The 25,158-nt window shown below is 58.0% G+C and carries 26 protein-coding genes; 19 read left to right on the top strand and 7 right to left on the bottom strand.

Translation table 11 applies throughout. The annotated features are described in order from the left end of the window. The first annotated feature begins 11 nt into the window (after nucleotides 1–11). The 3 genes from QP027_RS07340 to QP027_RS07330 are packed head-to-tail and all read left to right on the top strand — an operon-like array spanning nucleotide 12 to nucleotide 1,328. On the top strand, nucleotides 12–659 hold the full coding sequence (locus QP027_RS07340) for a YigZ family protein (protein WP_284823693.1): 648 nt from the start codon (nucleotides 12–14) through the stop codon (nucleotides 657–659). Nucleotides 660–703: 44 nt separating this feature from the next. Continuing rightward, a complete protein-coding gene (locus QP027_RS07335) occupies nucleotides 704–937 on the top strand; it encodes a hypothetical protein (RefSeq protein WP_284823691.1) in 234 nt (77 codons plus the stop codon). Nucleotides 938–950: 13 nt separating this feature from the next. After that, complete coding sequence (locus QP027_RS07330) at nucleotides 951–1,328, top strand: RNA-binding S4 domain-containing protein (protein ID WP_284823690.1); 378 nt, start codon at nucleotides 951–953, stop codon at nucleotides 1,326–1,328. On the opposite strand, the gene QP027_RS07325 is transcribed toward QP027_RS07330, so the two are convergent. From QP027_RS07325 to QP027_RS07300, 6 genes are all read right to left on the bottom strand, one after another. Then, on the bottom strand, nucleotides 1,325–2,338 hold the full coding sequence (locus tag QP027_RS07325) for a GTP pyrophosphokinase (protein ID WP_284823688.1): 1,014 nt from the start codon (nucleotides 2,336–2,338) through the stop codon (nucleotides 1,325–1,327). The two genes, QP027_RS07330 and QP027_RS07325, sit on opposite strands and share 4 nt — an antisense overlap. A 20-nt stretch (nucleotides 2,339–2,358) precedes the next feature. Beyond that, entirely contained in the window at nucleotides 2,359–4,881 is a 2,523-nt protein-coding gene (treY, locus tag QP027_RS07320) for a malto-oligosyltrehalose synthase (RefSeq protein ID WP_284823686.1), read from the bottom strand. A 143-nt stretch (nucleotides 4,882–5,024) separates the two neighbouring features. Next, on the bottom strand, nucleotides 5,025–5,624 hold the full coding sequence (locus QP027_RS07315) for a hypothetical protein (protein WP_284823684.1): 600 nt from the start codon (nucleotides 5,622–5,624) through the stop codon (nucleotides 5,025–5,027). A 90-nt stretch (nucleotides 5,625–5,714) separates the two neighbouring features. Continuing rightward, on the bottom strand, nucleotides 5,715–7,100 hold the full coding sequence (locus tag QP027_RS07310; RefSeq protein ID WP_284823682.1) for a 3'-5' exonuclease: 1,386 nt from the start codon (nucleotides 7,098–7,100) through the stop codon (nucleotides 5,715–5,717). Nucleotides 7,101–7,178: 78 nt separating this feature from the next. Beyond that, on the bottom strand, nucleotides 7,179–9,509 hold the full coding sequence (gene glgX / locus QP027_RS07305) for a glycogen debranching protein GlgX (RefSeq protein WP_284823681.1): 2,331 nt from the start codon (nucleotides 9,507–9,509) through the stop codon (nucleotides 7,179–7,181). A 27-nt stretch (nucleotides 9,510–9,536) separates the two neighbouring features. Then, complete coding sequence (locus tag QP027_RS07300) at nucleotides 9,537–10,118, bottom strand: TetR/AcrR family transcriptional regulator (protein ID WP_284823679.1); 582 nt, start codon at nucleotides 10,116–10,118, stop codon at nucleotides 9,537–9,539. A 234-nt stretch (nucleotides 10,119–10,352) separates the two neighbouring features. On the opposite strand from QP027_RS07300, the gene QP027_RS07295 reads away from it, so the two are divergent. Beyond that, entirely contained in the window at nucleotides 10,353–11,060 is a 708-nt protein-coding gene (locus tag QP027_RS07295) for a hypothetical protein (protein WP_284823678.1), read from the top strand. A gap of 96 nt (nucleotides 11,061–11,156) precedes the next feature. Then, on the top strand, nucleotides 11,157–11,732 hold the full coding sequence (locus QP027_RS07290; protein WP_284823676.1) for a hypothetical protein: 576 nt from the start codon (nucleotides 11,157–11,159) through the stop codon (nucleotides 11,730–11,732). Nucleotides 11,733–11,764: 32 nt separating this feature from the next. Here the strand turns inward: QP027_RS07290 and QP027_RS07285 are convergent, their stop codons facing one another. Continuing rightward, entirely contained in the window at nucleotides 11,765–12,802 is a 1,038-nt protein-coding gene (locus QP027_RS07285; protein ID WP_284823675.1) for a YbjN domain-containing protein, read from the bottom strand. A 204-nt stretch (nucleotides 12,803–13,006) separates the two neighbouring features. On the opposite strand from QP027_RS07285, the gene hisD reads away from it, so the two are divergent. The 14 genes from hisD (at nucleotide 13,007) to pyk (ending at nucleotide 25,077) form a co-directional block, all read left to right on the top strand. After that, on the top strand, nucleotides 13,007–14,317 hold the full coding sequence (hisD, locus tag QP027_RS07280) for a histidinol dehydrogenase (protein ID WP_284823673.1): 1,311 nt from the start codon (nucleotides 13,007–13,009) through the stop codon (nucleotides 14,315–14,317). A gap of 5 nt (nucleotides 14,318–14,322) precedes the next feature. Further along, nucleotides 14,323–15,447: a histidinol-phosphate transaminase gene (locus QP027_RS07275; protein WP_284823672.1), complete on the top strand. Its 1,125-nt coding sequence runs from the start codon at nucleotides 14,323–14,325 to the stop codon at nucleotides 15,445–15,447. Further along, a complete protein-coding gene (hisB, locus tag QP027_RS07270; RefSeq protein ID WP_284823670.1) occupies nucleotides 15,447–16,049 on the top strand; it encodes an imidazoleglycerol-phosphate dehydratase HisB in 603 nt (200 codons plus the stop codon). Before QP027_RS07275 ends, hisB begins: the two co-directional genes overlap by 1 nt. 3 nt (nucleotides 16,050–16,052) lie before the next feature. Beyond that, complete coding sequence (locus tag QP027_RS07265) at nucleotides 16,053–16,259, top strand: hypothetical protein (RefSeq protein WP_284823669.1); 207 nt, start codon at nucleotides 16,053–16,055, stop codon at nucleotides 16,257–16,259. Nucleotides 16,260–16,274: 15 nt separating this feature from the next. After that, nucleotides 16,275–17,546, top strand: a complete 1,272-nt coding sequence (locus QP027_RS07260; protein ID WP_284823668.1) for an MFS transporter — start codon at nucleotides 16,275–16,277, stop codon at nucleotides 17,544–17,546. A gap of 52 nt (nucleotides 17,547–17,598) precedes the next feature. Continuing rightward, entirely contained in the window at nucleotides 17,599–18,234 is a 636-nt protein-coding gene (gene hisH, locus QP027_RS07255; RefSeq protein ID WP_284823667.1) for an imidazole glycerol phosphate synthase subunit HisH, read from the top strand. Nucleotides 18,235–18,257: 23 nt separating this feature from the next. Next, nucleotides 18,258–18,992, top strand: coding sequence for a bifunctional 1-(5-phosphoribosyl)-5-((5-phosphoribosylamino)methylideneamino)imidazole-4-carboxamide isomerase/phosphoribosylanthranilate isomerase PriA (gene priA / locus QP027_RS07250; protein WP_284823666.1), 735 nt, complete (start codon nucleotides 18,258–18,260; stop codon nucleotides 18,990–18,992). Nucleotides 18,993–19,015: 23 nt separating this feature from the next. Beyond that, on the top strand, nucleotides 19,016–19,810 hold the full coding sequence (locus QP027_RS07245; RefSeq protein WP_284823665.1) for an inositol monophosphatase family protein: 795 nt from the start codon (nucleotides 19,016–19,018) through the stop codon (nucleotides 19,808–19,810). A gap of 17 nt (nucleotides 19,811–19,827) precedes the next feature. Then, nucleotides 19,828–20,604 carry an imidazole glycerol phosphate synthase subunit HisF gene (gene hisF, locus QP027_RS07240; RefSeq protein WP_284823663.1) on the top strand — a complete coding sequence of 259 codons (777 nt, stop codon included), beginning with the start codon at nucleotides 19,828–19,830 and terminating at the stop codon, nucleotides 20,602–20,604. Further along, the gene (gene hisI / locus QP027_RS07235) at nucleotides 20,601–20,963 is read left to right on the top strand and encodes a phosphoribosyl-AMP cyclohydrolase (protein WP_284823661.1); all 363 of its coding nucleotides are present in this window, start codon (nucleotides 20,601–20,603) and stop codon (nucleotides 20,961–20,963) included. Before hisF ends, hisI begins: the two co-directional genes overlap by 4 nt. 11 nt (nucleotides 20,964–20,974) lie before the next feature. Next, entirely contained in the window at nucleotides 20,975–21,631 is a 657-nt protein-coding gene (locus QP027_RS07230; protein WP_284823659.1) for a TIGR02234 family membrane protein, read from the top strand. Nucleotides 21,632–21,773: 142 nt separating this feature from the next. After that, nucleotides 21,774–22,589, top strand: coding sequence for an indole-3-glycerol phosphate synthase TrpC (locus QP027_RS07225; RefSeq protein WP_284826976.1), 816 nt, complete (start codon nucleotides 21,774–21,776; stop codon nucleotides 22,587–22,589). 38 nt (nucleotides 22,590–22,627) lie between these two features. Beyond that, on the top strand, nucleotides 22,628–23,551 hold the full coding sequence (gene lgt, locus QP027_RS07220) for a prolipoprotein diacylglyceryl transferase (RefSeq protein WP_284823657.1): 924 nt from the start codon (nucleotides 22,628–22,630) through the stop codon (nucleotides 23,549–23,551). A gap of 98 nt (nucleotides 23,552–23,649) precedes the next feature. Then, nucleotides 23,650–25,077: a pyruvate kinase gene (gene pyk / locus QP027_RS07215; protein ID WP_284823656.1), complete on the top strand. Its 1,428-nt coding sequence runs from the start codon at nucleotides 23,650–23,652 to the stop codon at nucleotides 25,075–25,077. Nucleotides 25,078–25,158 lie beyond the last annotated feature (81 nt).

Genomic DNA, 25,158 nt, shown 5'->3' with positions numbered 1-25,158 from the left:
ATTTGCAATCAATGTTGACCTCATATGAGCTACCTCGCGATGGCGAGATCTACACCTACGAGTGGGAGATCAAGCGCTCTCGCTTTATCACCTGGATCACTCGCGTCCAAGACGAGGAACAAGCTCGTGACTTCATTGCGCTGGCTCGTGAGGAATTCCCGGACGCGCGCCATCACTGCTCCGCATACGTTTTCAATGTTGACGGCACCAACCCGGTCGAACGCTCTAGTGATGATGGCGAACCCTCCGGAACAGCCGGCAAGCCCATGCTCGATGCACTTAAAGGTTCAGGGCTGATGGACGCTGCTGTGGTGGTGATCCGCTACTTCGGTGGGATTAAGCTCGGCGCTGGCGGACTCGTACATGCGTACTCCAACTCCGTGGTGGATGCACTGCCGGTGGTGAAACGAGTACGTAGGAGCTTGAAAGATCTAGTCACCGTAGACCTTCCACACGGTGAGGCTGGGCGCATTGAAGCCGATCTGCGCAATCTAGGTATTGATGTGGTCGGGGTCGACTACGGCGAGAACGCCACCTATACCTTGGCGCACGATCCAGGCCAGCGCGAAAAACTCGAAGCACAGCTAGCGTCTGTCACCCAGGGCCAAGCCAGTGCACAAGATGCCGGGCACGCGTGGGTTGAGACGCAAGCGTCCTAGCCTGGTTCACGGTGTTTGTCGGACCGTGTGTTTAGTATAGAGCTATGACTATGCAGCGTCGAAACCCTAATCCCATCGAAGCACGCAAAGAAGCTGTGCGAAAGTACTCCCGCAACGCAGTTGTGTGGGCTGGCGGCGGAGTCGTCGGCGGTGTCGCTTTGGCACTGCTCTTCTCTTCCTGGACCTGGATCGCAATCGGCCTTGTTGTCGCGGTAGTTGGTGGCGTGTCTAACTACATGAAGGTCCAGAAGATCATCAACCACCACGACAACTACTAGGCGCACTTTCTGCATGACCGCACCTAGCGACGGCCCCGTCCGCATCGACGCGTGGGCATGGGCCGTTCGGATGTACAAAACGCGCAGCGATGCCGCTCAAGCAGTGCGCGCCGGGCACATCAAGCTCAACGACGAGGCGGTAAAACCTGCTTCCCAGGTAGTCCCAGGTGATCGGGTTCACATCTGGAAAGACCATCGGTACGTTGACCTCGAGGTGGTCACCACGATCAAGAAGCGCGTCGGGGCGCCTGTCGCCCGTACCTGCTATATTGACCACTCTCCGCCGCCCCCGCCGAAAGAACTCATCGCGTCTATGCCTAGGCGTGACCGTGGCGCAGGCAGGCCAACAAAGCGGGATCGTCGCAAACTCGACGAGCTACGTGGCCGCTAGTCGCTTAGCGACGATTTCCCCGCCGACCGCAAGAGTTTCAGACGTCGCTTGAGGCGCTCTTTCCGCTGCGCAGGATTAGTGCCGGTCTTGGCGGTGCGTTCGATGTGCTCCCGTCCGAATCGGTTGAGCAGGAGGTCGTCGATAATGCGTACTTGGCCGGGCACGAAGCGGTAATTCATCGCGGACGAGACTGCCTCGATATCTGCCTCGTTGAGCAAGTCAGTGAGCTGGCTGACTGTGGTGATGTTGTTGAGCACTAGGAGCTCTTCAAGCCAGCGATAGTGCTCAAAACGCGAGCGAGGGAAGCGAGTACCCACCAGCATCGCGAGAATACCCGGAAGTGTCTCGGCGGTGAGCTCGACTTCTTCGTCGGTCGGGCGCAGGGTTTCTGGGTCGTGCAACGCTGCGATTTGGTCGAACTGCTGATCGGCAAGTTCGATGAGCCCAGCGGCCAAAGTGAAGGAGCGATCCACCTGTGGGTCAATGTCGCCTTGGCCACGCTTGTATCGAATGTCGTGCTCGAATTCGGCCCATGCGTGCTGCAAGACGGTGCGGACTTGGATCTCAAAATCGATTCCCACATAGTCTTGCAAGCCTTCCGATTCCTCGTTCACCGTGACCACAAGGTGGTGGGAGCCGTAGCCGAATCCGCCGGACACCTTGGTTTCCAAGGCCTTGTCGATGCTGCGAATCACATCGAAGGAGTGCGCCAAAATGTCCAGGACCACGGGGATGTCGGTGGAGTGCAAAACGGTAATGCGCACGCCGATCTTGTCATGGATATCGCTCCACGGATCGGGATATACCGGTGCGCCTTTGTCGGTGGTCTTACGCGCTTTGTGTTTGAGGGATTTCCAAGACTTCACGCGTGCGACGACGCGGTCGTAGTTGATACCCGCGTCGGAAAGTGTGTCTTCGATGGCCTTTTGGAAATCGTCGGCTGCGTCCGGGTGGGCTTTGACCCACTCGTGGTAGGTGGAGCCCAGCCGGGCGATAGTGTTGTCGCTCATCGAAGGTGGATCTTACTCCACTACACGCTAACGTTCGGAAGTACCGTCAAGCGATCCGCCACCAGAAGCGCTGTCGGCAGATACTCCAGAATCTCAGACACCGAGACCGTGCCACTGAATGTGCGCCCGGTGAGCTGATCGGTCCAGTCGCCTTCCGGCAGGGTGACGGTGGTGCCACGCCAACCACCATTGTCGTCCAGGTTCAATGGTCGTCGGATAGCTAGCGCGATCACGCCGATGCCTTCGGTTCCTGGGGTGTCAGCATCGCCACGAGCGATGCCCACCAGGTGAGATTCTGCCGGTCCTACGCCGAACACGGCCTGGTGCTCACCGCGCAGGAAAGTATCCGGCAACTGACGACGAAGCTTCATCGCCTTGTGCACCACAGCCTGCTTGGCACGGTCAGCCCAGTGGTTCAAGTGTGGGTAAGGATCGTGCCCGGCGGATTCGGCCATCGCTTCGCGAGCTTCTTGGACAATGCGTTCCAACGCACCTTCCTCGTCGAGTTGCTCTAGACATTGGCTGCGCGCGGTGTAGTCGACGAAACGCCGGTTATCGGGATCAACCAGCGAGTAATCGAAGAACTCCTGGCCCTGGTAAGTATCAGGGATACCCGGGCCGATCATCTGCAGCATCTTGCGACCCAGCGACACCTGAACAGCGCCGTGATGAAGCTTGGCGACGAACTCCGTGATCTGGGAGGTCGCAGGGCCGTCGAGAAGAGCATCGATCCAGTCGATGATGGCCTGCTCAAATCCTTGGTCTTGATCGACCCAATCGGTGTGTACTCCTGCCTCACGTACAGCCTTGATCGCGTAGTCGTGCAGTCGCTGCCGCAAAGTGTCGGTAATCTCGCCGTCTTCAGGCCAGACGCCCAAAATGTTCTGCAGGAGGAAGTGGCCAGTCGCCTGATCTGGGGAAGGAACCACGGCGCTGATTTGGTTGACCAGTTCCGAAAAAGCGTTGGGGTACTCCGTGAGCTCGATGATGCGGGCGCGGGTGTCCTCGCTGCGTTTGGTGTCGTGCGTGGACAAGGTGGTCATGGTGTGTGGCCACAGTGTTTGGCGTTCCTGCTGCAAGAGGTGGAATTCTGCTGCCGACACACCAAAGCGACCCGGTGCACCGCCAACCTCTTGCAATGCGACGAGTCGTGCCGCGCGGTAGAAGGTCGTGTCCTCGACGCCTTTGGCCATGACGGCACCACATACTTGCGCGAAACGAATCTTCGCTTCGCCGTTGGCCAGCAAAGCTGCAACGATCAAATCCAGTGCGTCACGACGAGAAGGGAATCGGCGCGACATATCCGCCACAACCGTGGAGGTGGTGCGCGACAAAGAGATGTAGTCGGCGCGATAGACAGGCATTGCTGCCACCAAGTCCACGATGGTGGCAGTGAGGTCCTCGTCGGAGACAAAAGCGCCAGCCGTGGAGAAGTTGTCACGGCGGATGGCGCGGGCGAGCCTGCGGATTTCTGCGGCGAGTTCGGTGCGCGCAACCTCACGCTTGAGGTGGTGTTCCGTCGCTTCGATAGCGCGCTCGTCCCAAGTTGAACCGGTTTGCTGAAGTGCCAGCATGCTCATGTGGTCTTCGGCATCGCGCGAGACAAAGACTCCGTCAAACTCGCGTAATGCATCGTAGCCGGTGGTGCCATCGACCGCCAGGCGGGGATCGAGAGGCTCGGTCACGCCAAGGATCTTTTCGGCGACCAGCCAGCGGTCAGGTCCAATCAGGCTACGTAGTCGGTTGAGATAACCGAAAGGATCTGAAAGTCCATCTGGATGGTCAACACGCACACCGTCGATGAGATCCTCAGCGATGATCTCGCGCAGCACGCGGTGGGAGTGCTCAAAGACCAACGGATCTTCTTGGCGAATGCCGGCGAGCCCGTTGACGGAAAAGAATCGTCGATAAGAAATGACTCCGTCACGCCAGTACATCAGACGGTATGACTGCTTCTCGTACACTTCGATCGGGTCGTCGTCTACACCGGCGCAAGTGTCGGGGGCTACGGGGAAGACGTTGTCGTAGTAGGCAAGGACGATCTCGTCGAGCTCTTCGTCGACGCGAAGTTCCAACTTGTCCTCGTCGCCCTCAGCGCCGAGAACTGGCATGCCAAGTTTGCCACCTGCGCCGTTGTCCTCATGCCAGTCAATATCAAAGTAGGCCTCAAAGTGGGAGTCCTTGCCGTTTTTCAGAACATCCCACCACCAAGAGTTCAGTTTTGGTTGATCGACGCCGAGGTGGTTTGGAACGATATCGACGATGAGTCCCATGCCTTCCTCGTGTGCCGCTTTGGCGAGGGAACGCAGCCCGTCGATGCCACCGAGTTCTGGGTTGATCTCAGTCGGGTCGATCACATCGTAGTTGTGGTTCGATTCCGGAAGCGCGGTGAGGATCGGGGAGAGGTACAAGTGAGAGACGCCCAGTTCCTTCAAGTACGGGATCTGTGCTTCAGCTTCTGCGAACCCGAAAGCGCGTCCACCCGGGTCTGCCTGTGGTCCACGTAGCTGCAAACGGTAGGTAGACGTGATGGGACGGCGCATGTGGAATTCCTCCTCGCACTGCTAATGCTGGTGTTTGCCTAGCTGGCGCAGTGCACAAATCGAATCATGTTCGGTTGCTAAGACTTCAAATACAAAATGTCACGTTCCAGACTAATGATTTTCCGCCGACACGTGGTGCCAAGTCATCGCAGCACTGGGAAGCCGTGGGCATATTCCACTGGTTCTCCGAGGCCTGGAACACTCCTGATTGCCTCGGGGTGCGCGTCGAAGACGAACAACCGTTGGCGTTCGCGCATGACTATCCAGGAATAGACAAGACCGATCTTGGGCTGCAGGAGCTGCACACAATGATGGTGGAGAATGGTAAACGTACGAGGGTGCCCAAGCCATGAGGCTCCGGAGGCATGCGCGCTGGAAACCTCGATTCCTGGCGGTGTCGCACGCCCCAGCAGGACACTTGAGCAACGAACGAGCAACTCAGTTTCGCCACCGATCAAATGGCCTGCGATTATCTCAGTGGCTGCCAAGCGCCACAACTGGTGAGCGGTGAGCTGGTAAGTGCCCAGGTCACTCTGTGAAAAGAGCTGGCCACTCGCGGTGCGAAAAACACACGATAGATGCTTGGACAGCATGATGCGAACAGGCTCTTGGAAACCAGCGGATTTTCCCCACGGCGGGGAGTTGCTAGTTTTGCGATTGTGCTCCAGATGGAGACGCAACGGGGGAAGCAGCGGGAGGGAAGGAGCTACCGCGGGCCGGGATGAAACTGCCAGTGTTGTCATGGACAACCACCTCACATGTGTCAGTGGAAAGGTTATGCCCATTTAGACTGCACAATATTCAGTAAGGTTCCCTCCAGCCCGAAATTGGGCCTAGAAAGGTGGTTCCTCATCGAGCCCGAGCACCGACAGCAGCTTGTCTGCCGGCCAAATCTGAATAGCTTGGCCCTTGTCAATCAACTCGCGGGCGCGCTTTTCTTTCGAGGTCATTGTCGCCCATTCGCCGGTGACCAGAATTGTGGTCTTTTTCGTCACATTCTTGCCCACCTGCCCGCCCAAATGGGCTATGCCAGACCACAGAGCTCCTTTGTCAAAAGGCTCGAACTCACCAGTCAGGGTCACGTTTTGTCCGAACAACGGGTTGGATGAATCCGCATCGGGATTAGGATCAGGGATGGTATCGGGGGTAGCCACTGACTGCCACGGCGCGGGCCCTCGACGAGAAGGTTGATCTGTACCTGCCCCAGAAACCTCGGGCGCAGGTGACACATCGACCTTCTCGGGCTGTTCGGTGAGCTGTTGCACGCGGGATTCCTGTAGCGCGCGACCAGCACCTGAACGGTCCCGCAGCACAGGCACCACACGATTCGACTCGATCACGCCCAGAGTGAAACCGGTAGCGTGTACAAACTCCATGACAGATCCGGAATGCCCAGCTTGTTGTGCCAAGAAAACCATGATTTCACCGCACGCGGCGGCATCTGCTGCAGCATCGTGGTGTTGGAGCAGCTCCACCCCAAAAGCCTCAGCCAAAGTCGGGAGTTTGTGGTTTTCCACGTGCAACTTCGCCGCGCGGGATTGTGCCAGCGTGCATGCGAACATGATCGTGGGCGCTGGCTTATTCGAAGCCACGGCTGCTTCGCGCAAAGCGGTGGCATCAAATTGCGCGTTGTGCGCCACAATCGGGAGCTTGCCGACGAACTCCTCGAGCTGGTCTAAACGAGAGGCAAAGGAAGGGGCATCGGCGACAGCATCGGCGGTGATCCCGTGGATCGCCACATTGTAGGGATCAAAGGTGTCCAACCCCGGAGGGGGAGTACACAGCCACGAGGCGCGTTCCGTCGCAATGCCGTCGATGAACCGGACTAAGCCAATTTGGCAGATCGAACCCCACTCACCATTCGCGGTCTCAACGTCGAAAGCCACGAAATCGAAACCCGGAATGCCCGAAACTGTCGTCGAGGTGGCATCGGTTGCAGGTGCTTCGCCCCGTTGCGCGGCCTCAATGGACTGTGCGATGCGTTCTGCCTCCGACAACGTGTTGGGCGCGAAACTCAGCGAAGTCTCACCCTTAGTAGTCGTGATCGTCAGGACACTGTTGTCCCAAGCGTCGCCAGGGACGAGCCCCACAGAGGTGATATCGGTGATCGCTATCGATATATCGGCCTGGACACCGTGCAGCGAGGCCGCAAGATCCGAGGGGATAATGCGGATGGCTTGGTTGGTAACGGTGATGGATGCGCCGTGAGCTGCAATCACTTCGACATGCTCCTTGAAGGGGAATGCGGGTAGGACAAGTGGTTCTGCTTATCCTACCCGCGGCTCCGACACACCGGATTACTCCTCTGGTTGGGCTTCCTCTGCTGGTGTCTCAGCTTCAGCGGCCTCTTCTTCAGCAGGAGCATCTGCCTCAGCAGGAGCCTCTGCCTCAGGGGCGGAAGCTTCTTCGACAGGAGCTTCGTCGCTAAGCTCAGCGTTCTCAGCGTTTTCTGCTTCGTCGTCGGGCTCGTCGAAGATTGGCGGTTCGACCTGCTTGAGTACCAAGGTAGAGCGGGACTCGACGGTGACGGTGTCACCTGGTTCGTGAACCGACTGTTCCAGTGGGTAGCCCGTCTTCTCGGTGGTGTCGATGAGAAGCTGCCACTTAGCGCCGAGGTGCTTTGGAGGGATCGTGAACTCGATGTCCTCGTAGTGAGCATTGAACATCATGATGAAGGAATCGTCCTCGATCTTCTGACCTCGCTCGTCGGACTCTGCAATCGCGGTACCGTTGAGGTAGACCATGAGGGCCTTGCCAAAGGCAAAGTCCCAGTCGCCCTGCGTCATCAGCTGGCCGTCTGGGACAAGCCAAGCGATGTCGCGATCGAGAACGTCGGTACCCAAAGGACCTCCGTCGAAGAAGCGGCGGCGGCGGAACACTGGGTGCAGCTGACGGATCTTCAATAGGCGGCGGGTAAAGCCGTGAAGCTCAGCGTTCTTCTCCAGTAGGTCCCAATCCATCCACGCGATTTCGCTGTCCTGGCAGTAGGCGTTGTTGTTTCCGCCCTGGGTGCGGCCAATCTCATCGCCGTGCGAAATCATCGGGGTGCCCTGGGAGAGCAAGAGAGTGGTCAAGAAGTTGCGTCGCTGACGGTCGCGCAGATCGAGGATGACGGGATCGTCGGTGGGGCCTTCAACGCCGTGGTTCCAGGAGCGGTTGTGGGACTCGCCGTCGCGATTGTCTTCGTGGTTCGCCTCATTGTGCTTTTCGTTGTAGCTGACTAGGTCATTCAACGTAAAGCCATCGTGAGCAGTAATGAAGTTGATCGAAGCGGTTGGGCGGCGGCCGTTGTGCTGGTACAGGTCAGAAGAACCGGTCAGGCGGGAGGCGAACTCACCTAGTGTGGAAGGCTCGCCGCGCCAGAAGTCGCGCATGGTGTCGCGGTACTTTCCGTTCCACTCGCTCCAGAGCGCTGGGAAGTTGCCCACCTGGTAGCCGTCGTGGCCGATGTCCCATGGCTCGGCGATGAGCTTTGTCTGGGACACCACAGGGTCTTGCTGGACCAGGTCGAAGAAGGTCGCAAGGCGATCGACGTCGTCGAGCTCGCGCGCCAAGGTGGACGCCAAGTCGAAGCGGAAGCCGTCGACGTGCATCTCTGTGATCCAGTAGCGCAAAGAATCCATGATGAGCTGCAGCGAGTGCGGGTCGCGCACGTTCAGGGAGTTGCCCGTGCCGGTGTAGTCCATGTAGTGGAACCGGTCGCCGTCGACCAAGCGGTAGTACGCCTCGTTGTCGATGCCTCGGAATGCGATGGTTGGGCCGAGGTGGTTGCCTTCGGCGGTGTGGTTGTACACCACGTCGAGGATGATTTCGATTCCAGCCTCGTGGTAGGCGCGGACCATGCCCTTGAATTCGGACACCGCGCCGCCTGGCTTGGTTGCGGCAGCGTAATCCTGCTGGGGAGCAAAGAAGCCGAAGGTGTTGTAGCCCCAGTAGTTGCGCAGACCAAGATCGCGCAGGCGATCGTCCTGGAGAAACTGGTGCACCGGCATCAGCTCGACCGAGGTAACGCCGAGATCTTTGAAGTAGTTGATCACCGATGGGTGCGCCATGCCGGCATAGGTGCCGCGCATCTCCTCCGGTACGTCCGGGTGAGTGGCGGTCATGCCCTTGACGTGAGTTTCATAAATCACGGTTTCGTGGGCTGGGACCTTGGGAGCGCGGTCGTCACCCCAGTCGAAGAACGGGTTGACAACGACGGACTTCATGGTGTGGCCAAGCGAGTCGTCTTCGTTGCGCCCGCTTCCCGGAGGGTCGGCAAAAACGTCGTAGGAGAAGAGGGATGGGTCGCCGTCGAACTCGCCATCGAATGCTCGCGCGTATGGATCGACAAGAAGCTTGTTTGGATCGCAACGCTTGCCGTTGGCTGGGTCCCAAGGGCCATGAATGCGGTATCCATAGCGCTGGCCCGGCACAACGCCAGGGAGGTAAGCGTGCCAGACGTAGTTGTCCTTCTCTTCCAGAGGAACGCGGATCTCGTTTTCCTCGCGGTCGATCAGGCAGAGTTCCACCTTGTGGGCGATGTTGGAAAAGATTGCGAAGTTGGTTCCTGCGCCGTCGTAGGTTGAGCCGAGCGGATAGGCATCCCCGGGCCAAACCTGGGGAGTTTCTGCAGTCGCGTTAGTCATAGTTGGCAATGCTAGTGGAAAATCGCATTACTTACCGTTTTGGCTCTCGAGTTCCTTCATTCGCAAACCTGCTAAGAGCAACCTGACGGCATTCTGGGATTGCCATTCATTGTCGGCGTCGAACTCCTCGCCGGTCGCTTCGGCAAACTGCAGACCTGCCTGGTGTAATGCGGCTGCACCCACGGTCAGGTGGGTTAAGCCCGTTGCTGCTGCTTCGATGTCGCTGGGGCTGAGAATCTGGGTGTCAAAATACTCGCTTATCGACGACGTCACAGCCTCAAATATTTTCAATCGCACAGCGGATTGCGGCTGTGACATGGCAGCAGCTACCACTTCGGCACCGTCGCGGTGATGGAGCAGGAACTCGCGCAAACTAGTGCATAGCTCATCCGGGGACAGGGGAGTCGTCGCCAAGCGAACGCCGATGGGTTCGATGATCGCCTCGGCGATTGCTGCGACGAGCTCCTGTTTGTTGGAGATGTGCCAATAAAGTGCGCCGGGGGCCACACCGAGCTGCGTGGCAACGCGACGCATGGTCATATCGGCGAATCCATAGGTGTCCAGGATCTCTAGCGCCGCGTCGACGATGTAACTACGAGAGAGCTGCATGATGATTGAGGATACTCAATCTGTCGGCAGGGATTGTGCCGGATGTACGTGAGCAAGCGGACATTCACAGTGTTCTATGCGGAAGACTTGTAATAAAAACAAGGACTCCATTGATAAGGTCAGTGAAAGCCAAATATGCAGCTGGGCATTTCTACGTGCTACCGAGGTATCGCTTCCTGGAAAGGAGTCGGACGATCGGTGAAATGCCTGGCGTAACCCGAGGAGAAAGACAACGTGAAGGTTTCCACAAAGACAAAAAAGACAATCGCAGCCGCAGCCCTTGTGCTTCCGCTTGCGTTGTCTGCATGCGGCTCGGACGAGTCGGAAACCAAGACTGCTTCTGACGCAACGGAAGCAACGGCGTCCAAGGCGGCGGATTCCTCGAAGGCGAAGTCTTCTGAGACCAAGGAATCCACTGAATCCACAGAGTCCGCAACTTCCGAGGAGAAGCCGGAAGGCGAAGACAAGGACAAGCCAGCTGATCCAAATACCCCTCCGGGAGAGAACCTTGGCCCGCAGGGTGATCCGAACACCGTAGAAAACCCATTCAATAATGGTCAGGCTCCGATTGCAGATATTCAGCCGCTGCAAAGTGGTGTTGAAGGGTCCCCTGAGGTAACCGCGGAGATTCGTGCGGTAATTGACGACCTGTACGCACAGAACACCCTCAAGGGCATGACCGACGCGATGCTGAACAACACCTGCGCCCGCGTGATCGACGAAAACGGCGGCCCACAGGCATTTGATACCGGAAGCATGCCTGACATGTCCTTCGCAGAGCTTGGCATCGACACCTCGCAGAATTACGTGGAAAACGTCTCGGACGTCAAGGTTGATGGCAACCGCGCATCGGCTACAGTCTCCGTGCACACCAAGGACGGCCCAAGCCACGCTACCCAGATCTTCGAGCACGAAAACGGCTCGTGGAAGATGTGCAACTAAAGATAGCTCCGCTGTCTAATTGTCCGGTGGTGGGAACTTTTAACTCACCCCGGCTTAGATCACCCCGCGCTCAAGTGCGGAGTACGGTATACACCCATGACTAACTACCGCACTCCTACTGCGACCCGCGCTCAACGACCACGGAACACCGGTCGCTTCGTCGTAGGTTCGGGCGCGGGTGTTTTGATGTGGGGGCTCCTACTCGGTGTAGTCGTCGGCGCAATCTGGGGAGCCCTTCGCCCCACTTATATCGGGAACATGAAAGACGGCATGCTGCTTGTCGACGAAGCTGCCAGCCCCGTCAACGTCGAATTCTCTTCGTTCATCTCTTTTGCGATCCTCACGGGCCTAGCCGGTGCGATCATCGCCATCATCGCTTTTCTCATCGTCGGCGGAATTTCCGGAGTAGGAATGCTGCTGTGGTCAGGGGTAGTAGCCTTCTTCGCGGCCGTGAGTTTTTACGTCGTGGGCGAATGGACCGCGAACGCGTTGCATCCCATGCCGGAGCATTCCTCGGGAAACCTCGAAGGGGTAAAACTTGTCCCAGCGTTAGCCCCTGGGGTGGGTTGGCTGGCAGGCCCATTTATGGCAACGCTTGCTTATTGGACAATGGCACTCGTCGCAACGCCCGAAGAACTTGAAGCGTCATCGCCAGCTGACGATGCGGTGTAACTGCGCTGCGCCCAAACCTACTGCGGCCAAACCTACTGCGGCCAATCGATAATGGAATAGCCGCAGGCCTGCAAGCAAACCGTGTCCATCCCGCTTAAGATTCCGACCAGGGAGGACACCACAAAATGGCTGCGTTGATCTAGCGCCATTCCTTGCGAAATGTCGCAAGCGGTCTCCACTTGCAAGAGCAAGGTGTCGTTTTCTACGCGGGTATAAGCGGTGGTGAATACCGCTTCCTCGTTGTGCTCGTTGCACGCCAGCCACACGCTTAAGAAGTCGTGCGTGGGATCGAGCGTGGTGGGGTAGACGCCGGTAACGCGGAAAAACGTGTCGGAATCAACGCACAAAGCGAAACCTAGGCCGTTAACTGCGGTAGTCACGATGTCTTCATCTGCGATCGAATAACGAAAATCCAACTGATCCAAAGGTTCGACGACATGGGAAAATTCAAACTCGTCGAGTGGCTCGTCGCCGGAGATCTCCACAGGATCAGGGGCCCCAAACACCGGGAGTTCCTCGTCGGGCGGAAGGTGGCGAGTACTGGGGTGTGGGCCGCGCAGTGCCTCAGTGTCTTGGGCTCGCTTGATTGTTTCCGGCAACGATTCGTCCTCGTCGTTGGCCAGAAAATGCACGCGATACTCAGTAGAAAACGTGTTCATTGAATTTAGCGCGCCGGTGAGAGCCGAGGCGAGCTGGTCGTCGGTAAGCCCAAACTTGATAAAGGTCGCGGACCGCAGGCGAATTAGCAAGTCACCGGTGTCAAGCATGTGATAGCTCGCGGTGGGGGCGATGCGGTCGTGATTCCAAGTGTCTAGGAAGTGCGCAAGGGTCGAGGCCTGCTCGAACGGTGCGGGAACGCGTCGTTGACCATCGATGACCAAAGCCAAGGGGGCGGAAAAACTGATCCACACGGTGGCGACGTAGTCGTGACCGGAGATCACAAGACGGTCGAACTCCGCCACGGTCTCGTAGCCTAAACCGGTGAGCATTTTCGCCACCCGCGTCAGCGTTACCTCAGTGGCAAATTCATCTTGGGGATCGGGCGCGCGGTGTTTGGCCAACCTGCTCACCTCCTTCAAAGGGCTGTTAAAGGGATCTATCTCTCTGTCTTGCACGCTATCCTAAGCGCACCAATCCGTGAAGTAGAAGCTGCAAAACTGCCGGGTAAGGCCATACACAGCCGATGTGTGGTGGAAACCACCCGCAGGAATACAATGAGAGGCGTACCCGCGCTCACTGCTGAGCGCACCCACTCAAGCTCGAGGAGAGAATCGATGCTGAAAGTCACTGACCTGCGTGGTCGTACTCCATCCACTTCGGAACTTCGTCGTGTCATGCCACGTGGTGGCACCGACGTGAACTCGGTCATGCCGACCGTCGCCCCAATCGTGGAAGCAGTCAAGGAGCATGGCGCTGCCAAGGCTCTTGAGTACGGTGCGCAGTTCGATGGCATCACCCCAGCATCTGTTCGCGTACCCCAAGACGTCATCGATAACGCTCTTGAGACCATCAGCGACGAAGTGCGCACGGCTCTCGAGGAGGCGATCTCTCGCATCCGCAAGGTCCACGCCGCACAGAAGCCTGAGCCACACACCACAGAGCTCGGACCTGGCGCGACAGTGACCGAGAAGTTCATTCCTATCGACCGCGTCGGCCTGTATGTTCCAGGTGGCGAAGCCGTGTACCCATCGAGCGTGCTGATGAACGTGATCCCTGCGCAGGAGGCAGGAGCTACATCCATGGTTGTGTGCACCCCACCTCAGGCGAAGTTCGATGGCTGGCCACACCCAACCATCCTCGCGGCGTGCAAGCTACTCGGCGTTGACGAGATCTGGGCAGTCGGCGGCGCACAGGCTGTCGCCTTGATGGCTTACGGCGATGATTCCGAAAACCTTGAGCCAGTAGATATCATCACCGGCCCGGGCAACATCTACGTCACCGCAGCAAAGCGCATGGTCAATGGTGTTGTTGGCATCGATGCAGAAGCAGGCCCATCCGAGATTGCGATTCTTGCCGACGACTCCGCCGACCCAGTCAGCCTCGCGTTCGACTTGATCTCCCAGGCCGAGCACGACCTTCTCGCCGCATCTGTGTTGATCACCGATTCCGAGGAGCTTGCCAACCAAACCCTCAAGGAGATCGAGGAACGCTACACCGTCACCCTCAACTCCGATCGAGTCAAGGCAGCACTCGTCGGTGAGCAGTCCGGAGTGGTTCTTGTCGACGACCTTGAGCAAGGCATCGCCGTTGCAGACGCATACGCGGCGGAACACTTGGAAATTCACACCCGCAACGCTCGCGAGGTAGCCGAGCGCATCAAGCACGCCGGTGCGATCTTCGTCGGCGAGTATTCTCCAGTCCCGCTGGGCGATTACGCTGCAGGCTCCAACCACGTACTGCCGACCTCGGGCACCGCGCGTTTTTCCGCAGGCCTAACCACCCATACCTTCCTGCGCCCAGTCAACCTGATCGAATACAACAAGGAAGCACTGGCAGAAATCGGCCCGCACATCATCGTTCTTGCCGACGATGAGCGGCTTCCAGCACACGGTGAGGCCATCCGAGCACGTTTTGAGGAGCAGTAAGGCTAATGGACTTTCTTCCAAACACACTCGCCCCGCAGACTTCGCTGGGCGAGTTGCCTTTGCGCGAGGAGCTGCGCGGCAAATCCGCGTACGGCGCTCCACAGCTAGAGGTACCTGTTCAGTTAAATACCAACGAGAATCCCTATTCGCCGTCGCAAGCACTTATCGACGACCTTGTCGCCGAGGTATCCAAGCTTGCCTCCACGCTCAACCGTTACCCGGAACGCGATGCTGTTGAGCTTCGTACCGCATTAGCCACCTATGTAAGTGAGCAGACCGGTGTGACGGTGACCAAAGACAACCTGTGGGCAGCCAACGGATCCAACGAGATTCTCCAGCAGCTGCTCCAAGCCTTCGGCGGACCGGGTCGCAGCGCGATGGGGTTTGTCCCGAGCTACTCGATGCATCCGATCTTGTCATCCGGCACTCAAACCGAGTTCATCGGCGTGGATCGTGGTGCCGATTTCCGCATCGACATGGATGTCGCGTTGGCCGCGATCGCCGAGCACAACCCAGACATTGTTTTTGTGACGACCCCGAACAATCCCACCGGCGATGTCACTAGACTGGCAGACATCGAACGTATCGTAAACGCAGCCAACGGCATCGTCATTATCGACGAAGCCTACGGCGAGTTTTCCCCGTCTCCGTCTGCGGTGACACTGCTAGAGAAGTACCCAAACAAACTCGTCGTCTCTCGCACCATGAGCAAGGCATTCGACTTTGCCGGTGGACGCTTGGGCTACTTCGTCGCAGCGCCGGCGTTCATTGAAGCTGTGATGCTGGTCCGCCTTCCTTACCACCTCTCGGTGCTAGCGCAAGCAGCTGCAACTGTGGCACTGCGCCACAGCGAGGACACCCTGGAGACCGTGGATAAGCTCTCCCAGGAGCGCATTCGCGTGCAAGCCGCACTGGTCGACATGGGCTACGAGGTGGTGCCCAGCGAATCGAATTTCTTGTTCTTTGGCAACTTTAACGATGCCGCCGCGGCATGGCAGGCGTTCTTGGACGAGGATGTCTTGATCCGCGACGTTGGCGTTGCAGGTCACTTGCGTGTCACTATTGGCTTGGACATCGAAAATGACATGTTCCTCAAGGCTGCTGCCATCGTGAAGGAGAAAGGGCTGTAATGGCTGACCGTATTGGCACCGCAACTCGCACTACTAGCGAGTCCGATATCACCGTGGAGATCAATCTCGACGGTTCAGGCAATGTCGACGTAAATACCGGCCTGCCGTTTTTTGACCACATGCTCACCGCATTTGGCACCCACGGTTCCTTCGACCTCAAGGTGCACGCCACGGGTGACACGCACATCGACGCGCACCACACCGTCGAGGACACCGCGATCACCATGGGCTGGGCACTACTTGACGCAGTGGGAGATAAGAAGGGCATCCGTCGCTTCGGCTCCATGCAGCTGCCGATGGATGAGACTCTGGTTGAAGCCGTGCTAGATATTTCAGGCCGTCCATACTTTGTCATGAACGGCGAGCCAGAGAACATGGACTGGCAGATCATCGGCGGGCATTACGCCACCGTGATCAACCGCCACTTTTTCGAGACATTAGCCTACAACTCGCGCATCACCTTGCACGTCAACGTGAAATACGGTCGCGACCCGCACCACATCACCGAGGCAGAATACAAGGCCGTGGCTCGCGCTCTGCGCGAAGCAACCGAGATGGATCCGCGCGTCCACGGTGTTCCATCAACCAAGGGCGCTCTGTAATCTATGACTCGCTTACTTGCTGAAGGCTCTCCCTCAGTAGGCGGGAGCATGGCCGTGTGGCTGTTGTTCATCGTGGCAGGCATGTTTGTCGGTGGTGCTTGGTCCGCGTATCAAAACGGATCTAAGTTAATGACGATGATCATGGCGGTACTAGCCGCCGTAGCACTGTTGGTAGCGTTGGGGAGCTTGTTCAACCTGATGCCGTTTTAAGGAGTGATGAGGAACGTGGCCACCCAGCGCCTTTCCCGCGACGAGATTGAACAACTCGACAGCATCTGGAAGGCACCAGGATTTGTGCCCACCCTCATCGCCGTCGGTGCCGCCTTCGGTGCCTGGTCGCTTTTGCTGCCCGTCCTCCCAGTGGCAGTACTCGAAGCCGGTGGCTCGGCAACCCTTGCAGGTGCCTCTACCGGCATCTTCATGGCGGCCACGGTAATTACCCAGGTTTGCACTCCGTGGATGCTGCGCACCGTGGGGTACAACCCAGTGATGGTGGTGTCCGCGCTGCTGCTCGGCATCCCGGCGCTTGGTCACATGATCAACATGGATGCCTCCACTGTATTGCTCTTCAGCGCACTGCGTGGAGTAGGTTTTGGCGCAATTACTGTTGCCGAATCTGCTCTGATGGCAGAGCTCGTGCCCGCACGCTTCCTAGGAAAAGCTACGGGAATGCTCGGCGTTTTCGTCGGCGTTGCGCAGATGCTCTTCTTACCGGTTGGCCTTGCAATGGCCGAGCCGTTTGGATACAACTCCGTCTACATCCTCGCCGCAGTGATCGCCTTGGTCGCAGGGTTGATGTGTTTGAGAATTCCTCATATCAAAGCCGATCGAGCAGAAAAGCACGACTCCACCTCACTGCAGACACCGATGTGGAAGTTGGTGATCGTCCCGGCCCTCGCGTTGACAACATTGTCCATGAGCTTCGGCGCCATCACCGCATTCTTGCCGGCATCCATTAAGGAACAAGATCCTGCAACAGGAGCAGTCCTCGGCGGCCTCATTTTGTCGATCGCGGGCGCAGCAGCCATGATCGTGCGCTATTTCGTCGGCATCATCGCAGATAAGCGCGGTGAGCCAGGTATCGCTATGATCCCGGCGCAGTTCTCCGCTCTGGCAGGAATTTTGCTCATCGTCTCCGTAATGGTCTTCGACTGGTCAGTGTGGTGGATGGTCCTCGCGGCAGTGCTCTTCGGCGGCGGCTTCGGCGCGGTGCAAAATGAGGCACTGCTCAGCATGTTCTACCGACTCCCACGCACCAAGGTCTCCGAAGCATCAGCAGTGTGGAACATCTTCTTCGATGGTGGCACTGGCACCGGGTCGATGGTGTTCGGAATGATCGTGGCAAGCACCGGTTACCCAGGGGCATTTACAACCGCGGCGTTTATCATCGCTTTCGGAATCCTGTTGACCGCTATCGATCGCACCCTTGGCAAATACCGAGTGGTGGAAAACAACAACATCGCCACACGGCTGAAGGAAGTTCGCCGGAAGAAATAAAGGTGGGGCAGGTGCGTCGTCGTTAAGCATGCTGCGTTTACACTTGGGAGCCATGGTGAAAGTCGCAGTGCTGGATTACGGCTCAGGAAATCTTCGTTCGGTGCAACGCGCCCTGGAACATGTCGGTGCGGACGTCACCGTCACCAGCGATCCTTACGAAGCCATCGAGGCCGACGGCCTTCTCGTCCCAGGTGTAGGGGCGTACGCCGCCTGCATGGACGGACTGAACAAGATCAGGGGACCGCGAATTATCGGGCAACGCCTCGCAGGTTCGCGTCCAGTGCTGGGGATTTGTGTTGGCCAGCAGGTGCTATTCGACAAGGGTGTCGAGCACGGAGTGGAAACGCAGGGCTGCGGTGAGTGGCAAGGGGTCGTCGACAAGCTTGATGCCAAGATTTTGCCGCACATGGGCTGGAACACTGTGGATGCTCCCGCCGGATCCGAGATGTTCGCAGGGCTTAACGACGACGACCGTTTCTACTTTGTCCACTCCTACGCGGTGCAATCGTGGGACATGCCGGTTGATGAATTCATCGCTGCGCCGCGAGTGACATGGGCAACCCACGAGAGCGCTCGCTTTGTCGCCGCGGTGGAAAACGGTCCGCTGTGGGCCACACAGTTCCACCCGGAAAAATCCGGTGACGTAGGTCTGCATCTGCTGCGCAACTGGCTAGGCACGCTGGCCTAAAGCGTTATCGTAGGATAGATGGCATGACTTTTACTTTGCTTCCTGCAGTTGACGTTGTTGACGGAAAAGCTGTCCGCCTAGACCAAGGCGAGGCCGGCACCGAAAAGACTTACGGTGAGCCTTTGCAAGCAGCGCTTGAATGGCAGGAACAGGGAGCGCAGTGGCTCCACTTCGTTGACCTCGACGCGGCGTTTGGCCGAGGCTCCAACCATGAGCTGATGGCAGAAATTACCTCGAAGCTGGACATTAACGTTGAGCTCACCGGTGGCATTCGCGACGACGCTTCGCTGGAACGTGCCCTGGCTACGGGCGCAAAGCGCGTGAACATTGGTACCGCCGCGCTGCAGAATCCTGAGTGGATGATTGACGTGTTAAAAAGCCACGGCGACCAAGTGGCCATCGACATCGCAGTCCGTTTGGAAGACGGTGAATGGCGCACCAAGGGCAACGGCTGGACCTCGGACGGAGGCGATCTGTGGGAGGTGCTCGAACGCTTCGACGCCGCTGGATGCAGCCGATTCGTGGTCACCGATGTGTCCAAAGACGGCACCCTAGCTGGCCCAAACATCCAGCTGTTGCGTGAAGTCTCAGCAGCCACCGATGCGATGATCACCGCCTCGGGCGGAATCGCCACCTTGGACGATGTCCTTGAGGTTGCAAAGTACCAAGATGAGGGAATCGATTCCGTCATCATTGGCAAGGCGCTGTACGAAAAGCGTTTTACTCTTCGCCAAGCCCTGACTGCCATCGGGCAGTAGCTACAGTGGTCTAGGATAAAAACATGGTTAATCCCCAAGCAATGCTGCAGACAGCTCACGATGTCATCCGCGAGGCAAGCGAGATGTTCGTCGCGGGCGTGGGCGCAGCACCAGTTCTATACAAAAAGCATGGGGACTTTGCCACAGAAGCGGACCTTAACATCGAGAAGATGATTCGCCGGCGCTTGGAAGCAGAAACAGGCATTCCCGTCTTCGGCGAGGAGCAAGGCGGTACTTTCGAACCCGATGCCTGCTGGATCATCGATCCGATCGATGGCACCACAAACTATGCTGCAGGCAACCCCAACTGTGCGATCTTGTTGTCGCTGATCGTGAACAATGAACCGGTTGTCGCAATCACCGACATGCCTTTGATGAATATGACCATGAGCACCACGGTGGGCCAACCTGTCATTCTCAACGGCAAAGAACTTCCTCCGCTTGTCGACGAGCCCTCGTCCAACGCCTTGGTCGGCGTGGGCTCCGTGGGCTCGCCCGACTCGCAGCGCTTTCCTGCGAGATACCGGCTGAAGCTGATCGGGTGGCTTTCAGACACCGACCTGCGCCCTCGTATCACTGGTTCTGTGGGCGTGGATTTGGCATTCGTCGCGCAGGGTGTTTTCAGCGCGGCCCTGAGCTTCTCGCCACACGTATGGGATAACTCTGCCGGAGTGCTGCTCGCGCGCAATGCGGGTGCAAAAGTGACCGATGGATTGGGCGGCGAATGGCATCCGACATCCCTCGGAGTTATTGCCGCACCACCCAAGGCACATGCAACGGTGATGGACACCATCGCCGAAATTACAAATACTAAGTAGAAAGAACCTTCACGATCATGGCTGTAGCTATCCGTGTCATTCCTTGCCTCGATGTAGACAACGGTCGCGTTGTCAAAGGCGTGAACTTTGAAAACCTTCGCGATGCCGGCGATCCGGTAGAACTTGCTCAACGCTACGGCAAAGCAGGGGCAGACGAATTGACCTTCCTCGACGTCACAGCGTCGAAGGAGGGGCGTGGCACGATGCTCGAGGTTGTTCGTCGGACCGCGAATGAGGTGTTCATCCCTCTCACCGTAGGCGGGGGAGTGCGCACCGTAGACGATGTCGACGAGCTGCTGCGCGCCGGTGCGGACAAAGTCAGCGTGAACACCGCAGCGATTGCGAACCCGGAGATCCTGCGCGAGATGTCCCAACGCTTTGGCGCTCAGTGCATCGTTTTGTCAGTGGACGCGCGTCGCGTGCCTGAAGGCGGGGAGCCACAGCCTTCGGGATTCGAGGTCACCACCCACGGTGGTACCCGCTCTGCAGGCATCGACGCCGTCGAGTGGGCGAAGAAGGGCGAGGAGCTCGGAGTTGGCGAGATCCTACTGAACTCTATGGATGGCGACGGCACCAAGGACGGCTTTGATATCGAGCTGATCGAGAAAGTTCGCGCAGAAGTGAACATCCCGGTCATTGCTTCCGGCGGCGCCGGTAAAGCAGAGCACTTCCCTCCGGCTGTGGCAGCGGGCGCAAACGCAGTTCTTGCGGCGTCGATCTTCCACTTCGGTGAAGTAGCAATTAGCGAAGTCAAAGACGCTCTCGACGCGGCGGGATACGAGGTGCGCAAGTGACAGCATCTGAAAACCCCCTGGACTACGACCTAGATCCTGCTATCGCAGCGCGGATGAAGTTTAATGACCAAGGCCTTGTTCCGGCCGTTGTTCAGGCAGACGGCACCGGAGAAGTCCTCATGATGGCGTGGATGGATCATCACGCTTTGGCCTACACGCTGGCCTCCAAGCGTGGCACCTACTACTCCCGTTCTCGTGACGAGTACTGGATCAAGGGGCTCACCAGCGGGCATACCCAGGAAGTCACCGGTGTGCGCCTTGATTGCGATGGCGATACTGTGCTGCTTACCGTGAAGCAGGTAGGTGGCGCGTGCCATACCGGCGACCGAACCTGCTTTGACGCGGACCAGTTGCTCTAGGAGGAAGCTCGGTGGACAAGAAGTATTCGCGAATCGGCGCACTATTGCTGGGAATCGGCGCACTGATCATGTGGGCCGGATCCTCTGTGAAGTGGATGGGCGTTGACTATTTCGACGATAAATCCGGTGATGGCTACGTTGCCGTCTCGGGCGGATCGTGGTCCACAGAAGTTGTTGCCGTCATTCTGCTGCTGTTGGCAGGGATGATCGCGGGTTTTGTCGTACGCAGGTGGGGCAGGCGTGTCATCGGAGCGGTAAGCGCGATAGCTGCAGCAGGTGCCGCGATTTCGCCGATCATGCTGCTCGTAACAACTCCCGACGAAGAACGAGTGAAGAGCCTGCTCACCGCAGGAGCAACCAGTCAGCGCGCCAATGACCCCGTCACCATCGCTGAATGGGCGGAAATCACCAACGTCCAAGTGGCATCTCTCGGGCCGTTGGTCACCGTTTTAGGGGCGGTAGTGGCCATCATCGGCGGCGTTGTGATGGCGCTGCGACCTGGTACCGATTCCGCGAACCTGAATAAGTATGAGACCGCCGCGACACGACGCAAGAAGATCGCCGACGATCTCGAATCGAGCCCGGATTCCGGCCGCGTGATGTGGGACGCCCTGGATGCGGACATCGATCCGACGGATGAAGAAAAGCGGGATACTGATATCCCGTAACGCGCCGAGTTGAGGCTCGCCCCAACATCCGTTTACCCCCGTCAGGCAAACAACTGTTTACCTAATTTTTTTAACCGAAGCGGCACCCGCTAGCCTTAGAGACATCGAGACTTTCTATAAGTCGCACTCTTGGAGGTGAATGATGCACACTGCGAGCACAGTTGATCGCATCGTCTCTGGGGTGCTTGCCGACGTAGCCAAGAGGGAAGCCCAACTTCCCTTCAAAGAGGTGAAGGCACGATCCCGGGACATGGGCCCCACTCGCGATGTTCGAGCGGCCCTCTTACGCCCCGGTTGTGGCGTGATCGTCGAGATTAAACGCACCTCTCCCGTTTTTGGCCCCACAGGCTTGTCGTTGTCTATCGCAGACATTGCCCGCGACATCGAAGCCGGTGGGGCTCATTTGATTGCATGCCAAACGGAGCGCTTGCGCTTTGACGGTTCGCTCACCGATATGTTTGCTGCGCGTGAGGCGGTTGATCTGCCCATGGTGTGTCGCGATGTCATCGTCGACCCGTATCAGATCCACGAGGCTCGTTGCTACGGTGCCGACATGATTCCATTGCAGGTGGGATTGATGGACCAGGCACGTCTGGAAAGCCTGATCGACAGGATTGAGTCGCTAGGAATGGTGTGCATGGCAGAGGTTCGCACACCGGAAGAAGCCGACCGGGCCCTCCAAGCCCACGCGAGCGTGATTGGCGTCAACTCGTGGACATTTGACACCAATGACCTCAACCGCGAGATGTTTGCGTCGATCGGCCCAGGCCTGCCCACTGAAGTTCTCCGCATCAGCTTGGGGGGAGTACGCAATGCCCGCGATGTCATCGGTGCGGCGTCCAACGGTGCGGATGCGGTCCTTGCTGCCGAATCGGTGATGAGCCAGCCGGACATCAAAGCAGCGACGATGCGACTCAGCGCCGCGGGGCAACACCCCGCTTGCCCGTCTCGCTCTTAATCTCGCAAAACTGGGCATAATCAGGCACACTGAGATGCGTGCAAAATCAACTCTTGGCTAACATTCCTTCGCCTCCGCAGGGTGTCTGGTACCTAGGTCCAATCCCACTTCGTGCCTACGCGATCTGCATCATCATCGGCATGCTCGTCGCGCTTTCTCTGACTGTGCGCCGCTACCGTGCCAAGGGCGGCGACGTGGACGTGGTCTGGGACGCGGCGATCGTGGCGATCCCCGTCGGCATTATCGGTGGCCGTCTATACCACGTGATCACCGATTACGATAAGTATTTCGGACCAGGCAAGAACCCTTGGGATGCATTCAATATCTCCGCGGGTGGTCTAGGTATCTGGGGTGCGATCGCGCTTGGTGGTCTCGGCGTGTGGATCTTGTTCCGAATGAAGAAACTGCCACTAGGACCATTTGCCGATGCGGTGGCGCCGGGCGTTATCTTGGCGCAGGCAATCGGACGTTTAGGTAACTGGTTCAACCAAGAAATCTACGGTCGCCCAACCGATGTGCCGTGGGCGCTCGATATTTACTACCGCGTGGACCAAAACGGCGACTTTGCGCCGTTGACAGGGCGCTCTACCGGTGAAATCATCACCTCGGTCCACCCAACTTTCTTGTACGAGCTGCTGTGGAACGTCGCAGTCTTTTTCTTCCTACTGTGGGCAGAGAAGCGATTCCGCCTCGGCCACGGTCGCGTGTTTGCATTGTATGTAGTCGGTTACACCCTGGGTCGCTTCTGGATCGAGCTCATGCGCGACGACTCTGCGACCATGATTCTCGGACTGAGAGTAAACACATGGGTCTCGGCAATTGTGTTCATCGTCGCACTCATCGTCTACTTCCGACTGCCCAAGGGACAGGAGACTCCCGAGGAGGTAGATCCGCGCAATGAGGTGGGGGAATCGTCGCTAAGCGAGGCTTCCAGCGAAGCGAAGACTACGAATAACAGGTAGCCTTTATTTCGTCAGGACTTGACGCCGGTGCGAACAATCTCGGTGAATTCGCCCACCAAATGCGATAAGTCACACCAAAAGCGACTAGGTTGGATACTGTGGATAGACGAACAAAGATCGTATGTACTCTTGGCCCAGCTGTGGCCAGCAAGGAAGCAATTGTAGGCCTCGTTCGCGATGGCATGAACGTTGCGCGTATGAACTTCTCTCACGGCGACCACGCCGATCATGAGCAGAACTACCGTTGGGTTCGCGAGGCAACCGATGAAACCGGCCAGGCAGTAGGCATTCTCGCCGACCTGCAGGGACCGAAGATCCGCCTCGGTCGCTTTAAGGAAGGCGCAACCGTCTGGGAAACCGGCGAAACCGTCCGCATCACCGTCGACGACGTTGAGGGCACCCACGACCGCGTATCGACGACCTACAAGAACCTCGCCCAGGACGCGAAGCCTGGCGACCGCCTGCTTGTCGACGACGGCAAGGTCGGTTTGATCGTCACCGAGGTCGATGGCAACGACGTTGTCTGCCGCGTGACCGAGGGCGGCCCAGTGTCCAACAACAAGGGTGTCTCCCTGCCGGGCATGGATATTTCCGTCCCAGCGCTGTCCGAGAAGGATATCGCCGACCTGAAGTTCGCACTGATCCTGGGCGTAGACTTCATCGCACTGTCCTTCGTCCGCTCCCCAGCAGACGTTGACTTGGTACACGAGGTCATGGACGAGGTCGGCCGTCGTGTTCCAGTAATTGCGAAGCTGGAGAAGCCTGAAGCCGTCGATGCATTGGAATCCATCGTCTTGGCCTTCGACGCCATCATGGTTGCTCGTGGTGACCTTGGCGTTGAGATCGCACTGGAGCAGGTCCCGCTGGTGCAGAAGCGTGCAATTCAGATCGCGCGCGAGAACGCGAAGCCAGTTATCGTCGCAACCCAGATGCTGGACTCGATGATCGACAACTCGCGCCCAACCCGTGCGGAAGCATCGGACGTTGCAAACGCAGTTCTCGACGGCGCTGATGCCGTCATGCTCTCCGGTGAAACCTCCATCGGCGTGGACCCACACAACGTGGTTCGCACCATGGCTCGTATTGTGCGCGTTGCCGAGACGGCAGGTACCGTCCCACCGCTGAACCACATCCCACGTACCAAGCGTGGCGTTGTGTCCTACTCCGCGCGTGACATCGCAGAGCGCCTGAACGCAAAGGCGATCGTGGCGTTTACCACCTCCGGTGACACTGCTCGTCGCGTAGCACGTCTACACACGCCGCTGCCAATCCTGGTGTTCACTCCGCGTCAGGAAGTTCGCTCCCAGCTGGCTCTGACCTGGGGTGCAGAGACCTTCCTGTGCCGCGAAGTTGCATCGACCGATGACATGATCAAGGTGATGGATGAGTCGCTCCTGGCGATGGAAGAGTACAACGAAGGCGAGACCATGGTTGTTATCGCCGGTACCCCTCCGGGCGTAGCGGGTACCACCAACATGATTCACGTCCACCAGCTGGGCGAGGATACCCGTAACCCGAAGTTCTAGACTGATAGAGCCTAAGCCGGCTGCTTCTCCGCTTCACCGGGAAGCAGCCGGTTTTCTCGTCTTCGCAAGTGTGTCGCAAGT

The sequence above is a fragment of the Corynebacterium breve genome (genome assembly GCF_030252165.1).
Taxonomy (GTDB): Bacteria; Actinomycetota; Actinomycetes; order Mycobacteriales; family Mycobacteriaceae; genus Corynebacterium; species Corynebacterium breve.
The sequence above is the reverse complement of the archived record's forward strand: the minus strand, read 5'-3'. Positions and strand labels throughout refer to the sequence as shown.

Bases quoted from the DNA above. Each gene is read 5' to 3' on its own strand.
- QP027_RS07275 (WP_284823672.1), top strand. From the start codon at position 14,323: ATGGACTTTCTTCCAAACACACTCGCCCCGCAGACTTCGCTGGGCGAG.
- priA (WP_284823666.1), top strand. From the start codon at position 18,258: ATGACTTTTACTTTGCTTCCTGCAGTTGACGTTGTTGACGGAAAAGCT.
- treY (WP_284823686.1), bottom strand. From the start codon at position 4,881: ATGCGCCGTCCCATCACGTCTACCTACCGTTTGCAGCTACGTGGACCA.
- QP027_RS07325 (WP_284823688.1), bottom strand. From the start codon at position 2,338: ATGAGCGACAACACTATCGCCCGGCTGGGCTCCACCTACCACGAGTGG.
- QP027_RS07340 (WP_284823693.1), top strand. From the start codon at position 12: ATGTTGACCTCATATGAGCTACCTCGCGATGGCGAGATCTACACCTAC.
- QP027_RS07300 (WP_284823679.1), bottom strand. From the start codon at position 10,118: ATGCAGCTCTCTCGTAGTTACATCGTCGACGCGGCGCTAGAGATCCTG.
- QP027_RS07335 (WP_284823691.1), top strand. From the start codon at position 704: ATGACTATGCAGCGTCGAAACCCTAATCCCATCGAAGCACGCAAAGAA.
- hisF (WP_284823663.1), top strand. From the start codon at position 19,828: ATGGCTGTAGCTATCCGTGTCATTCCTTGCCTCGATGTAGACAACGGT.
- QP027_RS07315 (WP_284823684.1), bottom strand. From the start codon at position 5,624: ATGACAACACTGGCAGTTTCATCCCGGCCCGCGGTAGCTCCTTCCCTC.
- QP027_RS07225 (WP_284826976.1), top strand. From the start codon at position 21,774: ATGCACACTGCGAGCACAGTTGATCGCATCGTCTCTGGGGTGCTTGCC.
- QP027_RS07265 (WP_284823669.1), top strand. From the start codon at position 16,053: ATGACTCGCTTACTTGCTGAAGGCTCTCCCTCAGTAGGCGGGAGCATG.
- QP027_RS07245 (WP_284823665.1), top strand. From the start codon at position 19,016: ATGGTTAATCCCCAAGCAATGCTGCAGACAGCTCACGATGTCATCCGC.
- QP027_RS07330 (WP_284823690.1), top strand. From the start codon at position 951: ATGACCGCACCTAGCGACGGCCCCGTCCGCATCGACGCGTGGGCATGG.
- QP027_RS07290 (WP_284823676.1), top strand. From the start codon at position 11,157: ATGACTAACTACCGCACTCCTACTGCGACCCGCGCTCAACGACCACGG.
- hisB (WP_284823670.1), top strand. From the start codon at position 15,447: ATGGCTGACCGTATTGGCACCGCAACTCGCACTACTAGCGAGTCCGAT.
- glgX (WP_284823681.1), bottom strand. From the start codon at position 9,509: ATGACTAACGCGACTGCAGAAACTCCCCAGGTTTGGCCCGGGGATGCC.
- hisH (WP_284823667.1), top strand. From the start codon at position 17,599: ATGGTGAAAGTCGCAGTGCTGGATTACGGCTCAGGAAATCTTCGTTCG.
- hisD (WP_284823673.1), top strand. From the start codon at position 13,007: ATGCTGAAAGTCACTGACCTGCGTGGTCGTACTCCATCCACTTCGGAA.